Below are 16,587 nucleotides of genomic sequence, written 5' to 3'. Positions count from 1 at the left end.
CGGCTCAGCCGATGGCGCGCTTGGGCGCGGTCTTGTAGTGGGTGGCGTAGAGCGTGAGCCCGACGAAGCTCAGGCCGCCGACCAGGTTGCCCAGCACGGTCGGGATCTCGTTCCAGATCAGGTAGTCCATCAGCGTGAACTTGCCGCCCAGCAGCAGGCCGGTGGGGAACAGGAACATGTTGACGATCGAGTGCTCGAAGCCCATGTAGAAGAAGATCATCACCGGCATCCACATGCCGATGGCCTTGCCCGACACGGTGGTCGACATCATGGCCGCGACCACGCCGGTCGAGACCATCCAGTTGCACATCACGCCGCGGATGAACAGGGTCAGCATGCCGGCCGCGCCGTGCGCGGAGTAGCCCAGCGTGCGGCCTTCGCCGATGTGGCCCAGGCGTTCGCCGACCGCGTTGGGCGCTTCGCTGAAGCCGAAGGTGAAGATGATCGCCATGAACACCGCGACCGTGAGCGCCCCGGCGAAGTTGCCGCAGAACACCAGGCCCCAGTTGCGCAGCACGCCGGCCCAGGTCGCGCCCGGGCGCTTGTCGAACACCGCCAGCGGCGCCAGCGTGAACACGCCGGTCAGCAGGTCGAAGCCCATCAGGTACAGCATGATGAAGCCGACCGGGAACAGCATCGCGCCGACCAGCGCATTGCCGGTGTTGACGGTGATGGTCACGGCGAAGGCCGCGGCCAGCGCGAGGATGGCGCCGGCCATGTAGGAGCGGATCAGCGTGTCGCGGGTCGACATCAGCAGCTTGGATTCGCCGGCGTCGACCATCTTGGTCACGAATTCGGCGGGTGCGAGATAGGCCATGAAGGATCCTTGGAGAGAACGGAAAGGAGGAGGGGTCAGTTCAGTGCGACCTGCACGCGGCCGGCCTCGACGCGCACCGCATGGGCGCGCACCGAGTGCTCGGGGAACTCGAGGCATTCGCCGCTCCGCAGGTCGAAGTGGTTCTTGTAGAGCGGCGAGGCGACCACGATGCGTTCGCCGATGCTGCCGACCAGGCCGCGCGACAGCACGCTGGCGCGCGACTTGGGGTCGACGTTGTCGATGGCGAAGAACTGCCGCGCCGCGGCGACATGGAAGATCGCGACGTGCACGCCGTCGACCAGCGCGCAGACGCCGGTGTCGGGCAGGATGTCGGTGGCCGCGCAGACGGCGGTCCAGTGGCGGGTGTCGGGGTGCTTCATGGTGTGCTCAGGCCGTGGCCTCGTCGCGTTCCTCGGCGCGCGCGGGCCGGATCTGACCGCGCTCCTCGACGAACACGATGTGCTCGTCGGGCTTCTCGCTGTTGACGAAGGAGCGGAAGCGCTGGCGCGTGGCCGGGTCGTTGACCGCGGTCTTCCACTCGCATTGGTAGGTGTCGACCACATGCTGCATCTGGGCCTCCAGCGTGGCGCCCAGGCCCAGCGAATCCTGCAGCAGCACGCCCTTGAGGTAGTCGAGGCCGCCCTCGAGGTTGTCGCGCCAGGTGCTGGTGCGCTGCAGCCGGTCGGCCGTGTGCACGTAGAACATCAGGAAGCGGTCGATCAGCCTGACCAGCGCGTCCTTGCCCAGGTCCGAGGCGATCAGTTCGGCGTGGCGCGGCTTCATGCCGCCGTTGCCGCAGACGTAGAGGTTCCAGCCCTTCTCGGTGGCGATGATGCCCACGTCCTTGCCTTGCGCCTCGGCGCATTCGCGGGTGCAGCCCGAGACGCCGAACTTGATCTTGTGCGGCGTGCGCAGGCCCTTGTAGCGGTTCTCGAGTTCGATCGCGAGCGCCATGCTGTCGTCCACGCCGTAGCGGCACCAGGTCGAGCCCACGCAGCTCTTCACCGTGCGCAGCGACTTGCCGTAGGCATGGCCGGACTCGAAGCCGGCCGCGATCAGCTCTTCCCAGATCGGCGGCAGCTGCTCGAGGCGCGCGCCGAACAGGTCGACCCGCGCGCCGCCGGTGATCTTGGTGTAGAGCCCGTACTTCTTCGCCACCTGGCCGACGGCGATCAGGCCGTCGGCCGTGACCTCGCCGCCGGGCATGCGCGGCACCACCGAATAGGAGCCGTCCTTCTGGATGTTGCCCAGGAAGTAGTCGTTGCTGTCCTGCAGGCTGGCCAGGTCCTGCTTGAGCACGAAGTCGTTCCAGCACGAGGCGAAGATGCTGGCCGCGGTGGGCTTGCAGATGTCGCAGCCCAGGCCGTGGCCGTGGCGGGCGAGCAGGTCGGCGAAGGACTTGATCTCGCCCACGCGCACCAGGTGGTAGAGCGCCTGGCGCGAGTAGGGGAAGTGCTCGCACAGGTGGTCGTTCACCGCCATGCCGCGCTGGGCCATGGCCATCTTCATCACCTGGGTGACCAGCGGCACGCAGCCGCCGCAGGAGGCGCCGGCCCTGGTGCAGGCCTTCATGTCGGCGACGGTGCAGACGCCGTCGCCCACGGCCGCGCAGATCGCGCCCTTGCTCACGTTGTTGCACGAGCAGATCTGCGCGCTGTCGGGCAGGGCTTCGACGCCCAGGCCGGGCCGGGCCGTGCCGTCGCTCGCGGGCAGGATCAGGAACTCGGGCTCGGCCGGCAGGGCGATGCCGTTGAGCGCCAGCTGCAGCAGCGTGCCGTACTCGGCCGCATCGCCGACCAGCACCGCGCCCAGCAGCCGCGTGCCGTCCTCGCTGACCACGATCTTCTTGTAGACCTGCTTGTGCTCGTTGACGTACTGGTAGGCGCGCGACTTCGGCGTCTTGCCGTGCGCGTCGCCGATGCTCGCCACGTCCACGCCCATCAGCTTGAGCTTGGTGCTCATGTCGGCGCCGGTGAAGGCCGCGTCCTGCTGGCCCGCGATGTGCCGGGCCGCCACGCGGGCCATCTCGTAGCCGGGCGCGACCAGGCCGAAGGTCTGGTCCTTCCAGGCCGCGCATTCGCCGATCGCGTAGATGTCGCGGTCGCTGGTGCGGCAGTGGTCGTCGACCGCCACGCCGCCGCGCGCGCCCAGGGCCAGCACGCACTGGCGCGCGAGTTCGTCACGCGGGCGGATGCCGGCCGAGAACACGATCATGTCGGTCTCGAGCCAGGTGCCGTCGGCGAACACCATGCGGTGCCGCGCGCTCGCGCCGTCGACGATCTCGACCGTGCTGCGGCTGGTGTGCACATGCAGGCCCAGCGCCTCGATGCCGTGGCGCAGCGCGCGCCCGCCGCCCTCGTCGACCTGCACCGCCATCAGCCGCGGCGCGAACTCGACCACGTGCGTCTCCAGGCCCATGTCGCGCAGCGCCTTCGCGCATTCCAGGCCCAGCAGCCCGCCGCCCACCACCACGCCGCGCTTCGAGCGCGCGCCGCAGGCCTTCATCGCTTCCAGGTCCTCGATGGTGCGGTAGACGAAGCAGTCCGGCCGGTCGCGCCCGGGCAGCGGCGGCACGAAGGGCGAGGACCCGGTGGCCAGCACCAGCTTGTCGTAGTGCAGCACCTCGCCGTCGGCCGTGGTGAGGGTGCGCTCGCGGCGTTCGATGGCCACGGCCCGCGCGGCCAGGCGCAGGCTGAAGCCGCTCTGCTCGAAGAAGCCGGGCGCGACCAGCGAGAGCGCGTCGGCACTCTTGCCGGCGAAGAATTCGGAGAGGTGCACCCGGTCGTAGGCGGGGCGGGGCTCTTCGCAGAGCACCGTGACTTCGGCGCGTTCGAGCCCCAGTTGGTGCAGCTGCTCGAGAAACTTGTGGCCCACCATGCCGTGGCCGATCACTGCGATTTTCATGTCGTGTCCTGCGGGCAACCGATCCCGAGGAAGCAGGGCACGGGTCCGGTGGACAGACCGTGGCGCCTCCGCAGGGCATGGGTTGCGAATCGGGTTGGAACAGACGAAACGCCAGCCTTGTCGCTGTCGCTTCGCTCGGATCTCGCCGTCATTAGCGGAGGCACTGTCAAAAACCCGCGGCAACGCTGCCGGCGGAACAGTGAAGGCTGTCATGCAATATGCGTGCCGTGTCCGGAGGGCCTGCGGCGTGCGCATTTCCAGGGATTCGCGGCGCGGCACGGCCGGCCATGCGCCACCCTGGCGCATGGGTGTCCGCCTTGGTGCACGACGGGCGCCCGGCTTTTTCGTATGCTCGACCCTGCCCCGCCTCGAAGGCGCCCCCACCCCGACAGAGAATCCAGCCATGTGCGGCTCCGAACTCCATTCCCTTCCCGACGGCGTCCAGCGCGTCGCCCGCCTGCTGCAGGACGCCGGCCATCCGCATGCGCCGCGCATGCTCGACGACGCCGCGCGCACCGCGCAGCAGGCCGCCGATGCGCTGGGCATCGCGGTCGGCCAGATCGCCAAGAGCATCGTGTTCCGGCGCAAGAGCGACGATGCCGCGGTGCTGGTCGTGACCTCGGGCGACAAGCGCGTCGACGAGAAGAAGGTCGATGCCATCGTCGGCAAGACCGGCCGCGCCGACGCCGACTTCGTCAAGGCCAAGACCGGCTTCTCGATCGGCGGCGTGTCGCCCTTCGCGCATGCGACCGAACTGGTGATGCTGATCGACCGCGAGCTGTTCCGCTTCGACGAGGTCTGGGCCGCGGCCGGCCATCCGCATGCGGTGGTGAAGCTGCAACCCCAGGACCTGGAGCGCCTGACCGGCGCGCCGGTGGCGGAGGTCGTATGACGGCCGCCCTCGACCGCGAGGCCACCGTGCGGCTGATCGAGCGCGCGGCCGGCATCGACGCCACGCCCGACGCCGAGATGCCCTCGCCCTGCGTCTCGGTCTGCCGCATGGACGACCACCGCGAGTTCTGCGTGGGCTGCCTGCGCACCATCCCCGAGATCGCGGGCTGGAGCCGCATGGACGGCGCGGGCAAGCGCGCGATCTGGGGCGCCATCACGCAGCGCCTGCAGGCCATGCCCGCGCCGGCGGACGACCTGCCGCAGGAGTGGGCGCCATGAAGCACATCACCTTCTACCTGGACTTCATCTCTCCGTTTGCCTACCTGGCCTTCGAGCACCTGCCCGAAGCCCTCGAAGGCCTGAGCTACAGCGTCGACTACAAGCCGGTGCTGCTGGGCGCGATGCTCAAGCACCATGGGTTGATCGGCCCGGCCGAGGTGCCGAGCAAGCGCGCCTGGACCTACCGCCACGTGCTGTGGCTGGGCCATGCGCACGGCATCCCGATCGAGATGCCGGCCACGCATCCCTACAACCCGCTGCCGCACCTGCGGCTGGCGCTGTCGACCACGCACGACGGCACGGTCAGCCGCCATGTGGCCGAAACCGTGTTCCGCGACATCTGGCGCGGCGGCGCCGAGGCCGGCGACGAGGGCCGGCGCGCGGCGCTGGCCGCGCAGCTGAAGATCGTGCGCGATGGCGCCGGCGATGCGGCCAAGGCCGCGCTGCGCGCCAACACCGACGAGGCGCTGGCCCGCGGCGCCTTCGGCACGCCGGCCTTCGAGCTCGACGGCCGCATGCTCTGGGGCTTCGACAGCCTGCCGATGCTGCGCGCCGCGGTGCAGGGCGATGCCTGGTTCGAGGGGCCCGGCTGGACCGCGGCGGACCAGCGTCCGGGTTTGCAGCGCCCGAACAAACCCTGACTTTTCTGCATCCCGAAAACCGGGGCGCGGGTTTCACCTTAAATCGTCAGCAACGGTTCAGTTTGGCGAAAGGCTCGGGTCAGTCGTGACTCCAAGAATGCGGCACGGTCCAGGAAAAGGGCCGCACCTACACAACAGGAGACGACAGCCATGGCAGCCACACTAGATTCGAGGGGAGTGCCGCATCCGGCCCCCCGGCCCATGTCCCAGGAGGAGAAGAAGGTCATCTTCGCCTCCTCGCTCGGGACCGTGTTCGAGTGGTACGACTTCTACCTCTACGGATCGCTGGCGGCCATCATCGCCAAGCAGTTCTTCAGCGGCCTGGATGCGGGCGCGGCCTTCATCTTCGCGCTGCTGGCCTTCGCGGCCGGCTTCCTGGTGCGTCCTTTCGGCGCCATCGTGTTCGGCCGCCTGGGCGACATGATCGGCCGCAAGTACACCTTCCTGGTCACGATCCTGATCATGGGCCTGTCGACCTTCATCGTCGGCCTCTTGCCCAGCTACGCGACCATCGGCGTCGCGGCGCCGGTGATCCTGATCGCGCTGCGCATGCTGCAGGGCCTGGCGCTCGGCGGCGAGTATGGCGGTGCCGCCACCTACGTGGCCGAGCACGCGCCGCACGGCAAGCGCGGTGCCTACACCTCCTGGATCCAGACCACGGCCACGCTGGGCCTGTTCCTGAGCCTGCTGGTGATCCTGGGCGTGCGGCTGGGCGTGGGTGAAGCGGCCTTTGCCGACTGGGGCTGGCGCATTCCCTTCCTGGTCTCGATCCTGCTGCTGGGCATCTCGGTGTGGATCCGGCTGACGCTGTCGGAATCGCCGGCCTTCCAGAAGATGAAGGCCGAGGGCAAGACCTCCAAGGCGCCGCTGGCCGAATCCTTCGGCCAATGGAAGAACCTCAAGATCGTGATCCTGGCCCTGGTGGGCCTGACCGCCGGCCAGGCCGTGGTCTGGTACTCGGGCCAGTTCTACGCGCTGTTCTTCCTCACGGCCCAGCTCAAGGTCGATGCGACCGCGGCCAACCTGATGATCGCCGCGGCCCTGCTGCTGGGCACGCCCTTCTTCGTGGTCTTCGGCACGCTGTCGGACAAGATCGGCCGCAAGCCGATCATCATGGCCGGCTGCCTGCTGGCCGTGGTCACCTACTTCCCGGTCTTCAAGATGCTGACCGAAGCCGCCAACCCCGACCTGGCCAAGGCACAGGCCACGGCCGGCGTGACGGTGACGGCCGACCCCGCGACCTGCTCCTTCCAGGGCAACCCGGTGGCCCGCGAGATCGACTTCAAGAGCTCCTGCGACATCGCCAAGCGCTACCTGGTGCAGAACTCGGTGAGCTACGAGAACGTGGCCGGCCCGGCGGGTTCGCCCGCGGTGGTGAAGATCGGTGAGAAGAGCGTGGCCGCACCCGTGGGCAACGTGGTCAACCTCAAGTTCGACGAGGCTTCGGTCAAGTCCATCGCGGCCTTCAAGAAGGAAGTCGGCGACGACCTGAAGATCGCCGGCTATCCGGCCAAGGCCGACCCGGCCAAGGTGAACACGCTGCTGACGGTGGCGCTGCTGTTCTGGCTGGTGCTGCTGGTGACCATGGTCTACGGCCCGATCGCCGCGATGCTGGTGGAGATGTTCCCCACGCGCATCCGCTACACCTCGATGAGCCTGCCCTACCACATCGGCAACGGCTGGTTCGGCGGCCTGCTGCCCACCACCGCCTTCGCGATCGTGGCCAGCACCGGCAACATGTACAACGGCCTCTGGTACCCGATCATCATCGCGGGCGTCACGCTGGTCATCGGCACCTTGTTCATCAAGGAAACCAAGGACGTCGACATCTATGCAAATGATTGATTGATCGACACAGGCCTCGACCGCGAGCGCGCGGCGAGGCTGTTCAGCACAGAGGCTTCATGCGGGCCAACCGGCCGCATGAAGCCTTTTTTCTGAGCACTGTCGCTCGTCCAGAAGGAGACTCAACCCATGTGGAAAATCGTCGTCGGCTTCGTCATCTTCGCCGCCATCGCGCTCTTCATCATCAGCAAGGCGGGCGACAAGATCGACATGTCCGGCGAGAAGCACAGCGGCGACGTGCACGCGCCGGAGCCCGCCGCCAGCGCGCCCAAGTGAGCTTCAGCGCTTGAAGCGGCCTTCGCTGATGATCGACAGATCGGCGAAGTCGATGCCCGTGTGGTCGGTGGGCGAGTAGCTGACGTCCAGGCCGCCGCCCAGGTCGAAGCCGCGGATGCTCTCGAGCGCCGCGAGCACGCGTGGCCGCGTGGGCTTGGGGCCGGCGCGGCGCAGCGCCTCGACCAGCACCTTGGCCGCGGCGAAGCCTTCGAGCATCTGCGGCGACAGCGCTTCCTGGCCCTGGGCCTTGGCCAAGCCCATCGCCTCCTTGACCATGGGCTGGCCGCTGGCGCGTTCCGAAGGGAAGACCTGCGTCACGATCACGCCCGAGCTGACCGGGCCCAGCTGCTTGATGAAGCCGCTGGAGGCATTGTTCGACAAGGTCACGACCTGGGCCGCCGAGCCCGCGGCGCGCAGGCCCTTCACGCCGTCGACCACCGCATCGCCCGAGGCGATCCAGAGCACCGCCTGCGGGTTGGCCTTGGCCAGGGCCGGCAGGATGGTGCCGTAGTCGGGCTTCTCGCGGTCGGCCGGGATCACGGCCACCGGCGTGAGCCTGGCCTTGGTGAAGCCGGCGGTCGCGCCCTCGAGCCCGTCCTTGCCGAAGGAATCGGCCGCGTGCACCACCGCGATCCGGTCGATGCCCACGGTGTGCAGGTGCTGCACGGCCTTCTCGGCCTCGCGCTGGTAGGTCGAGCGCACGTTGAACACATGCTTCTGCAGCGGCTTGTGCAGCACCATCGCGCCCGTCGAGGGCCCGACCAGCGCCACGCCGTGCTTGTCCAGCCAGGGCAGGATGGCCTGCGTGTGCGGCGTGCCGCGGCTCAGGAACAGCGCCAACACCTTGCGCTCCTCGATCAGCACGCGCGCGTTCTCGCCGGCGCGCTTGGGGTCGAAGCCGTCGTCCAGGCGGACGATCTCGATGCGCTCGCCGTTCACGCCGCCTTGCGCGTTGACGCTGTCGATCACCAGCTGCGCGCCCGCGATGGTCTCGTTCACGCCCGAGGCCACCGGGCCGGTGGTGCCGGCCGTCTGGCCGATCACGATCTGCGCCGCGACCTGCAGCGCGCTCAGCGTCAGCAGGCCGGCCGTGCAAAGCAGGCGGAGGGACTTCATGCGGTGTGTTCCGGTGAGGACAAGGGGGAGGACCGGGGGCCCTCGGCGCTGACCGCATTTGTTACCAATTGTCTCAAGTGTTCCAGCGTGGAAACCCTTGCATCCCGTGCGCCATGTGGACGGGCCCCCGATGCCTTCCCCGGCGCTTCCTAGAATGTCTGCCCCACCCCCCAAGGCATTCATGACACAGGGCTCGATCCGGATCCGCGGCGCACGCCAGCACAATCTCCAGAACCTCGACCTCGACATCCGCACCGGCGAGATGACCGTGGTCACCGGCCCCAGCGGCTCGGGCAAATCGAGCCTGGTGTTCGATACGCTCTATGCCGAAGGCCAGCGCCGCTATGTCGAGACCTTCTCGGCCTACGCCCGCCAGTTCCTCGACCGCATGGACAAGCCGGCGGTCGACAAGGTGGAGGGCGTGCCGCCCGCCATCGCCATCGACCAGACCAACCCGGTGCGCTCCTCGCGCTCCACGGTCGGCACGATGACCGAGCTCAACGACCACCTGAAGCTGCTGTTCGCGCGCGCCTCGCAGCTGTTCGACCGCGAGACCGCGCTGCCGGTGCGGCACGACACGCCCGACACCATCTATGCGGCGATGGTCGAGCGGGCGGCTGCGGGCATCGGCGCCGGGCCGCCCCAAGCCGATGCGGCCCCCTCGGGGGGCAGCGAACCACGCAAAGCGGGGAGCGTGGGGGTCGAAGTTGACCCGCGCATCGTGGTCACCTTCCCGGTCGAGCTGCCGGCGTCGACCACGCCCGACGAAGTCACGCAATGGCTGTCGGCCAGCGGCTTCACGCGCGTGCAGGCCGAGCGCGAGGTCGCGACCCCGACCGGCCCGCGCAAGGTGCTGGACGTGGTGGCCGACCGCTTCCGGCTCGCCGGTGCCGAGCGCGCCCGCGTGCTCGAGGCCATCGAGACCGGGCTCAAGCGCGGCGTGGGGCGGCTCACGGTGTACGCGGTGCCGGCCGACGAAGGCGCGGCGCCCGAGGTGTGGAAGTTCTCCACCGGCCTGCACTGCCCCGAGAGCGACATCCGCTACGGCGACCCGATCCCGTCGATGTTCTCCTTCAACTCGGCGGTGGGCGCCTGCGACACCTGCCGCGGCTTCGGCCGCGTGATCGGCGTCGACTTCGGCCTGGTCATCCCCAACGACAAGCTCACGCTGCGCGCGGGCGCGGTCAAGCCGATGCAGACGCCGGCCTGGAAGGAGGCGCAGGACGACCTCATGCGCCACGCCGAGGACGCCGGCATCCCGCGCGACACGCCCTGGGCCAAGCTCACGCAGGCGCAGAAGGACTGGGTCATCGACGGCTCGCCGAACTGGAACGGCAAGTGGAACCAGCAGTGGTTCGGCATCAAGCGCTTCTTCGGCTACCTGGAGAGCAAGGCCTACAAGATGCACATCCGCGTGCTGCTGTCGAAGTACCGCAGCTACACGCCGTGCCCGACCTGCGCCGGCGCGCGGCTCAAGCTCGACAGCCTCTTGTGGCGCATCGGCAGCAAGCAGGACGCCGACGCGGTGCTCGCACCGGCCAAGCGCTTCATGCCGGTGGGCGTGAAGTGGTCGCGCGAACAACTCGAGGCGCTGCCGGGGTTGTGCCTGCACGATTTGATGCTGTTGCCGATCGAGCGGCTGCGCAAGCTGTTCGATCGCATGGGCATGACTCCCTCCCCCGCTGGGGGAGGGCAGGGGTGGGGGCCGGCGGCGCTCGCGGAGGCTGCGACGGTGGGTGAGGCTGAAAGCCCCCATCCCAGCCTTCCCACAAAGGGGGAAGGCGTCAGTCAGGGCGATGCGCAGGCCCTCAAGCTGCTGTTCGAGGAAATCACCACCCGCCTGCGCTACCTGCACGACGTGGGCATCGGCTACCTCACGCTCGACCGCCAGAGCCGCACGCTCTCGGGCGGCGAGGTGCAGCGCATCAACCTCACGACCGCGCTCGGCACTTCGCTGGTCAACACCCTGTTCGTGCTCGACGAGCCCAGCATCGGCCTGCACCCGCGCGACATGAACCGCATCACCGAAGCCATGCTGCGCCTGCGCGATGCGGGCAACACGCTGGTGGTGGTCGAGCACGACCCGGCCGTGATGCTGGCGGCCGACCGCGTGATCGACATGGGCCCGGGCCCGGGCATCCGCGGCGGCCAGATCGTGTTCGACGGCACGACGGACGAACTGCGCAACGCCGCCACGCTGACCGGCGACTACCTCGGCGGCCGCAAGCAGATCGGCATGGGCTTCAAGCGCGCGGTGACCGACAGCACGCCGCGCCTGATCCTCGAAGGCGCGCGCGAGCACAACCTGCAGAACCTCACGGTCGACTTCCCGCTGCAGCGGCTGGTGGTGGTCACCGGCGTCAGTGGCTCGGGCAAGTCCACGCTGGTGCAGGACGTGCTGGCACCGGCGCTGATGCGCCACTTCGGCAAGGCGACCGAAACGCCGGGCGAGCACGACCGCCTGCTGGGCGCCGACCACCTGAGCGAGGTCGTGTTCGTCGACCAGTCGCCGATCGGCAAGACCGCGCGTTCCAACCCCGCGAGCTATGTGGGCGCCTGGGACGCGGTGCGCGAGATCTTCGCCACCGCGGCGCTGTCTCGCCAGCGCGGCTACACCGCGAGCAAGTTCAGCTTCAACTCGGGCGACGGCCGCTGCCCGACCTGCGGCGGCTCGGGCTTCGAGCACGTGGAGATGCAGTTCCTGTCGGACGTGTACCTGCGCTGCCCTGACTGCGACGGGAAGCGCTACCGGCCCGAGATCCTCGAGGTGATGATCGAGCGCGGCGGCCGCCAACTCAACGTGGCCGACGTGCTCGACCTGACCGTGGCCGAGGCCGCCGCGCTGTTCGCCATCGACCGCGAGGTGCTGCGCACGCTGCAGCCGATCTCCGACGTGGGCCTGGACTACGTGAAGCTGGGCCAGCCCGTGCCCACGCTGTCGGGTGGCGAAGCGCAGCGGCTCAAGCTCGCGGGCTTCCTGGCCGAGGCCGCGAAGAACGGCACCGCGAGCCGGCAGGCCGTGGCCCGCAAGGGCACGCTGTTCCTGTTCGACGAGCCCACCACCGGCCTGCACTTCGACGACATCGCGCGCCTCATGCGCGCGCTGCGCAAGCTGCTCGACGCCGGCCATTCGCTGGTCGTGATCGAGCACAACCTCGACGTGATCCGCGCCAGCGACTGGTTGATCGACCTGGGCCCCGAGGGCGGCGACGGCGGCGGCCAGATCGTGGCGGTCGGCACGCCCGAGCAGGTGCGCGAGATGAGTGGCACCGCGACCGGCGAGGCGCTGCGCGACTACGAACTGGCGCTCGGCCCGTCGCGGCTGGCGGCGCGCGAGCGCGGCGGCGCGAATTTGGTACCGCGCGCGCTGCCGGCCTTCGGCCGCGACGCGATCCAGATCGTCAACGCGCGCGAGCACAACCTCAAGCACCTGAGCGTGGACATCCCGCGCGGCAAGTTCAGCGTGGTCACGGGCGTGAGCGGCTCGGGCAAGTCGACGCTGGCCTTCGACATCCTGTTCAACGAAGGGCAGCGGCGGTACCTCGAATCGCTCAACGCCTATGCGCGCAGCATCGTGCAGCCCGCGGGCCGGCCCGAGGTCGACGCGGTCTACGGCATCCCGCCCACGGTGGCGATCGAGCAGCGCCTGTCGCGCGGCGGCCGCAAGAGCACGGTGGGCACCACCACCGAGGTCTGGCATTTCCTGCGCCTGCTCTACGTCAAGCTCGGCACCCAGCACTGCATCCACGACGGCACGGCGGTGCAGCCGCAGACGCCGGACAGCATCGCGGCCCAGCTGCTGAAGAACTTCAAGGGCCAGCACATCGGCCTGCTGGCGCCGCTGGTGAGCAACCGCAAGGGCGTCTACACCGAACTGGCCGACTGGGCGCGGCCACGCGGCTACACCCACCTGCGGGTGGACGGCGGCTTCCTGCCGACCAATCCGTTCCCGCGGCTCGACCGCTTCAAGGAGCACAGCATCGAACTGCCGATGGGCAGCCTCGACGTGCTGCCGCAGAACGAGGCCGCGCTGCGCGCGCTGCTGACCAAGGCGCTGGAGCACGGCAAGGGCGTGGTCCACGTGATGAGCGAGCTCGACGGCCTGCGCGCCGCGATGATGGCCGGCGCGCCGACCGCGGGCCTCGGCCGCACGCACGTGTTCTCCACGCTGCGCGCCTGCCCGGTCTGCAGCACCAGCTATGCGGAACTCGATCCGCGGCTGTTCAGCTACAACAGCAAGCACGGCTGGTGTCCCGACTGCGTGGGCACGGGCGTCAAGCTGACCAAGGACCAGCGCAAGGTCTACGACGACTCGGTGCTGGCCGACGACCAGAAGGGCCGTGAACAGACCTTCGCCGAACCCGAGGCCGAGGACGTGGGCGAGACCGCCTGCCCGACCTGCGAGGGCACGCGGCTCAACGCCACGGCGCGCGCCGTGAGCTTCGGCGCGGCCAGCATCGGCATCACCGAGATCGCGCGCATGAGCGTGACCGACATCCGCAAGTGGTTCGAAGGCCTGGTGCTGAGCGGCCGCGAGGCCGAGATCGCGCGCGACCTGGTGCCCGAGATCAAGAGCCGGCTCGAGTTCCTCGAAGAGGTGGGCCTGGGCTATCTCACGCTCGACCGCGGCGCGCCCACGCTCTCCGGTGGCGAGGCGCAGCGCATCCGCCTGGCGGCGCAGCTGGGCAGCAACCTGCAGGGCGTGTGCTACGTGCTCGACGAGCCGACCATCGGCCTGCATGCGCGCGACAACCAGATCCTGCTCAACGCGCTGCACAAGCTGGGCGACAAGGGCAACACGCTGGTGGTGGTGGAGCACGACGAAGACACCATCCGCCGCGCCGACCACATCATCGACATCGGCCCGAGCGCGGGCAAGCGCGGCGGCCGTCTGGTGGCCGAGGGCTCGGTGGCCGACATCGAGGCCGCGGGCGACTCGCAGACCGGGCGCTACCTGCGCGATGCGATCAGGCATCCGCTGGCGGCGCGCCGGCCGGTGCCGCTGCCCGAGCCGGGCGCCCCCGACTGGCTCACGGTGCATGGCGCCGACCTGCACAACCTGCAGGACCTGACCTCCACCGTGCCGCTGCACCGGCTGGTCGCGATCACCGGCGTCAGCGGCTCGGGCAAGTCGACATTGGCGCGCGACGTGCTGCTGGCCAACGTGCAGGCCATCGTGGTCCAGCGCATGACCAAGGCCGGCCGCGACAACGACGCCGTAGGCAAGCGGCCCGCCTGGTCGGGCTGCCGCTCGATCGACGGCTACGAGACCATCGACCGCGTGCTCGAGGTCGACCAGACGCCGATCGGCAAGACGCCGCGCAGCTGCCCCGCGACCTACATCGGTTTCTGGGACACCATCCGCAAGCTCTTCGCCGACACGCTGGAAGCCAAGGCGCGCGGCTACGGCCCGGCGCGCTTCAGCTTCAACACCGGCGAGGGCCGCTGCCCGGCCTGCGACGGCGCGGGCGTGCGCACCATCGGCATGAGCTTCCTGCCCGACGTGAAGGTGCCCTGCGAGGTCTGCCACGGCACGCGCTTCAACCCCGAGACGCAGGCCGTGACCTGGCGCGGCAAGAACATCGGCGACGTGCTGCAGATGGAGGTCGACGAGGCGGTCGACTTCTTCGCCGCCATGCCCAACATCAGCCATCCGCTGCAGCTGCTCAAGGACGTGGGCCTGGGCTACCTCACGCTGGGCCAGCCTTCACCCACGCTCTCGGGCGGCGAGGCGCAGCGCATCAAGCTGGTGACCGAGCTGAGCAAGGTGCGCGACGACATCACGCGCCGCGGCCAGAAGGCGCCGCACACGCTGTACGTGCTCGACGAGCCGACCGTGGGCCTGCACATGGCCGACGTCGAGAAGCTGATCCACGTGCTGCACCGGCTGGTCAACGGCGGCCACAGCGTGGTGGTGATCGAGCACGACCTCGACGTGATCGCCGAGGCCGACTGGCTGATCGACCTGGGCCCCGAAGGCGGCAACGGCGGCGGCCGCATCGTGGCCGCGGCACCGCCCGAGGAAGTGGTGCGCCTGGGCACGCACACCGGCGTGGCCCTGGCCGGCGTGCTGGCGCGCTGAGGCAGCGGGCGCCCGTTCAGCAGGGCCAGCCCGCGCCCGGCACTTCCACCGGGACGGCCAGCAGCTGGGCCTCGCGCGCGGCCGTGCGGTGGTGCTCGAGGAAGTCCGGCGCGACGCACAGGTAGAGCGTGCGTCGCGCCGGGCCGCCCAGCGTGCAGGCGAAGGTGCCCAGCGCGCCGGTCGAGATCTCCTGCAGGATGCGGCCGCCCTCGGCCACGCGCAGCGCGCGGTTGTGCGTGGCATCGGCCAGCCACACCGCGCCCTCGGCGTCGAGCACGGCACCGTCGGGTGCCACGGCCACGCTGCCGATGAGCTCGCCGACGTCGGTGCTGGTGGGCAAGGGGCCGAACACGGCCCAGTCGCGGCGCGGCCCCAGGTCGCCGTCGGCGCGGATGTCGAAGGCCGAGATCCGGTTGCCCATGGTCTCGACCACGATCAGCGTCTTGCCGTCGGGCGTGATCATCGCGCCGTTGGGGAAGTACAGGTCCTCGGCCACCACGCGCGCGCTGCCGTCGGGCGCCACGCAGGCCAGCTTCGCGGTCGACGCGGCGCCGCCGCCCATCAGGTCGAAGCCGAAGTTGCCCACATAGGCACGGCCTTGCCCATCGACCACCATGTCGTTCAAGTGACCGCCCGCGATGCCCGACAGGTCCGCATGCACGGCCAGCGTGCCATCGGCTTCGCGGCGCAGCACACGGCGATCGCGCATCGAGCTGATCAGCAGGCGCCCGTCCGGCAGCCAGCCCAGGCCCGAGGGCTGCTGCGGCACTTCGGCCTCGGTGTTCGCCTGGCCCTGGGCATCGACGGAGACCACGCGGTGCGTGTAGAAGTCCGACAGCCACAGCCGGCCGTCGTGCCAGCGCGGACCTTCGAGAAAGCTGAAGCCCGACAGGACTTCGGTGAATGCTGGGGTCATGGGAAAGGCTTTCGTTGCGTCTGATGAGCGGGCCATGCTGCCGCAGCGGGCCCCGTGCGTCGACCGGGCGCAACCCTAGGCGGCGCAGCGCAAGGGCGCGCCCGCGCACTTCGAGCGTCGGCCTGCTCCTACCGGCAACGGCTAGAAACACTCACGTGCGGATTCGGGGAACTTTTGAAGATGGCACCGGTGGCCCAGCGGGCCGCGACCTTCTTCTTTCATCACTCTCTGGGAACCCCGTTCATGAACACTCTGCTCAAGACCTGCGCCGTCACCTTCGCCGCCGCGGCGCTGCTGTCCGCCTGCGGCGGTGGCAATGACGACGATCCGAGTCCCAGCGACCGCACGGGCGTACTGACCGTCACCGAGGCCAGCGTGAGCGGCCTCGACGGCGTGTACGGCAACGGATCGCTGAACCTGACCGACGTCGACAAGATCAACCCCATCGGTTCCAGTCCCCAGGTCTGCAGCTTCAAGTTCGACGGCGCGAACCGCGTGCTGGGCGACGGCACGGCCTTCGGTGACATCCGCTACCAGCCCGATGCCAACGTGCTCTATGTCGCGTTCATCACCGTCAACGGCCGCGAGTTCAGCAGCGGCGAGGGCGTCGACACCGCGGTGCAGCGCGACCGCGATCGCATCCAGTTCAGCGGCAAGAAGCTGACGGCCACCGACAACAGCGGCGCCACCTTGCGCGTGACCGGCCTGGTGCCGATGCGCGGCAGCCGCCCCACGGGCTGCTGAGCGTGCGCGCGCAGGCGCGATCGCCTGCGCGACAGCACCGGGGGTGAGCCCCGATTGCCGGGTGGAAGGGCGGCGG

Annotated in this window: 12 protein-coding genes; 7 read left to right on the top strand and 5 right to left on the bottom strand. The window is 69.4% G+C overall.

Going from position 1 to position 16,587, the window contains the following annotated elements:
• Positions 1–4 precede the first annotated feature (4 nt).
• From QTI20_RS30225 to nirB, 3 genes are read right to left on the bottom strand one after another with little or no spacing between them, the layout of a single operon-like run.
• A complete protein-coding gene (locus QTI20_RS30225; RefSeq protein ID WP_183027402.1) occupies positions 5–817 on the bottom strand; it encodes a formate/nitrite transporter family protein in 813 nt (270 codons plus the stop codon).
• Positions 818–852: 35 nt separating this feature from the next.
• Complete coding sequence (nirD, locus tag QTI20_RS30220) at positions 853–1,197, bottom strand: nitrite reductase small subunit NirD (RefSeq protein WP_286556411.1); 345 nt, start codon at positions 1,195–1,197, stop codon at positions 853–855.
• A gap of 7 nt (positions 1,198–1,204) precedes the next feature.
• Positions 1,205–3,721, bottom strand: a complete 2,517-nt coding sequence (gene nirB, locus QTI20_RS30215; RefSeq protein ID WP_286556410.1) for a nitrite reductase large subunit NirB — start codon at positions 3,719–3,721, stop codon at positions 1,205–1,207.
• Positions 3,722–4,124: 403 nt separating this feature from the next.
• On the opposite strand from nirB, the gene QTI20_RS30210 reads away from it, so the two are divergent.
• From QTI20_RS30210 to QTI20_RS30190, 5 genes are all read left to right on the top strand, one after another.
• On the top strand, positions 4,125–4,613 hold the full coding sequence (locus QTI20_RS30210) for a YbaK/EbsC family protein (RefSeq protein WP_286556408.1): 489 nt from the start codon (positions 4,125–4,127) through the stop codon (positions 4,611–4,613).
• Positions 4,610–4,891 carry a DUF1289 domain-containing protein gene (locus tag QTI20_RS30205; protein ID WP_183027398.1) on the top strand — a complete coding sequence of 94 codons (282 nt, stop codon included), beginning with the start codon at positions 4,610–4,612 and terminating at the stop codon, positions 4,889–4,891. The genes QTI20_RS30210 and QTI20_RS30205 overlap by 4 nt, the downstream gene beginning before the upstream one ends.
• On the top strand, positions 4,888–5,532 hold the full coding sequence (locus tag QTI20_RS30200; protein WP_286556406.1) for a 2-hydroxychromene-2-carboxylate isomerase: 645 nt from the start codon (positions 4,888–4,890) through the stop codon (positions 5,530–5,532). Before QTI20_RS30205 ends, QTI20_RS30200 begins: the two co-directional genes overlap by 4 nt.
• A gap of 150 nt (positions 5,533–5,682) precedes the next feature.
• Positions 5,683–7,377: an MFS transporter gene (locus QTI20_RS30195; protein ID WP_286556404.1), complete on the top strand. Its 1,695-nt coding sequence runs from the start codon at positions 5,683–5,685 to the stop codon at positions 7,375–7,377.
• Positions 7,378–7,506: 129 nt separating this feature from the next.
• Positions 7,507–7,653: a hypothetical protein gene (locus QTI20_RS30190; protein WP_183027395.1), complete on the top strand. Its 147-nt coding sequence runs from the start codon at positions 7,507–7,509 to the stop codon at positions 7,651–7,653.
• A 3-nt stretch (positions 7,654–7,656) separates the two neighbouring features.
• Here the strand turns inward: QTI20_RS30190 and QTI20_RS30185 are convergent, their stop codons facing one another.
• Complete coding sequence (locus QTI20_RS30185; RefSeq protein ID WP_286556402.1) at positions 7,657–8,769, bottom strand: ABC transporter substrate-binding protein; 1,113 nt, start codon at positions 8,767–8,769, stop codon at positions 7,657–7,659.
• 181 nt (positions 8,770–8,950) lie between these two features.
• Here QTI20_RS30185 and QTI20_RS30180 point away from each other — a divergent pair, with 181 nt between their 5' ends.
• Positions 8,951–14,851, top strand: a complete 5,901-nt coding sequence (locus QTI20_RS30180) for an excinuclease ABC subunit UvrA (protein ID WP_286556401.1) — start codon at positions 8,951–8,953, stop codon at positions 14,849–14,851.
• Between the two features lie 16 nt (positions 14,852–14,867).
• Here QTI20_RS30180 and QTI20_RS30175 read toward each other — a convergent pair whose 3' ends face one another.
• Positions 14,868–15,767, bottom strand: coding sequence for an SMP-30/gluconolactonase/LRE family protein (locus tag QTI20_RS30175; protein WP_286556399.1), 900 nt, complete (start codon positions 15,765–15,767; stop codon positions 14,868–14,870).
• Positions 15,768–16,010: 243 nt separating this feature from the next.
• Between QTI20_RS30175 and QTI20_RS30170 the strand changes: the two genes are divergently transcribed.
• A complete protein-coding gene (locus tag QTI20_RS30170) occupies positions 16,011–16,511 on the top strand; it encodes a hypothetical protein (protein ID WP_286556398.1) in 501 nt (166 codons plus the stop codon).
• Positions 16,512–16,587 lie beyond the last annotated feature (76 nt).

It is taken from the genome of Variovorax sp. J2P1-31 (genome assembly GCF_030317215.1).
Classification (GTDB): Bacteria; Pseudomonadota; Gammaproteobacteria; order Burkholderiales; family Burkholderiaceae_C; genus Variovorax.
The sequence above is the reverse complement of the archived record's forward strand: the minus strand, read 5'-3'. Positions and strand labels throughout refer to the sequence as shown.

Coding starts and splice junctions, on each gene's coding strand:
- QTI20_RS30225 (WP_183027402.1), bottom strand. CDS start 817: ATGGCCTATCTCGCACCCGCCGAATTCGTGACCAAGATGGTCGACGCC.
- nirD (WP_286556411.1), bottom strand. CDS start 1,197: ATGAAGCACCCCGACACCCGCCACTGGACCGCCGTCTGCGCGGCCACC.
- nirB (WP_286556410.1), bottom strand. CDS start 3,721: ATGAAAATCGCAGTGATCGGCCACGGCATGGTGGGCCACAAGTTTCTC.
- QTI20_RS30210 (WP_286556408.1), top strand. CDS start 4,125: ATGTGCGGCTCCGAACTCCATTCCCTTCCCGACGGCGTCCAGCGCGTC.
- QTI20_RS30205 (WP_183027398.1), top strand. CDS start 4,610: ATGACGGCCGCCCTCGACCGCGAGGCCACCGTGCGGCTGATCGAGCGC.
- QTI20_RS30200 (WP_286556406.1), top strand. CDS start 4,888: ATGAAGCACATCACCTTCTACCTGGACTTCATCTCTCCGTTTGCCTAC.
- QTI20_RS30195 (WP_286556404.1), top strand. CDS start 5,683: ATGGCAGCCACACTAGATTCGAGGGGAGTGCCGCATCCGGCCCCCCGG.
- QTI20_RS30190 (WP_183027395.1), top strand. CDS start 7,507: ATGTGGAAAATCGTCGTCGGCTTCGTCATCTTCGCCGCCATCGCGCTC.
- QTI20_RS30185 (WP_286556402.1), bottom strand. CDS start 8,769: ATGAAGTCCCTCCGCCTGCTTTGCACGGCCGGCCTGCTGACGCTGAGC.
- QTI20_RS30180 (WP_286556401.1), top strand. CDS start 8,951: ATGACACAGGGCTCGATCCGGATCCGCGGCGCACGCCAGCACAATCTC.
- QTI20_RS30175 (WP_286556399.1), bottom strand. CDS start 15,767: ATGACCCCAGCATTCACCGAAGTCCTGTCGGGCTTCAGCTTTCTCGAA.
- QTI20_RS30170 (WP_286556398.1), top strand. CDS start 16,011: ATGAACACTCTGCTCAAGACCTGCGCCGTCACCTTCGCCGCCGCGGCG.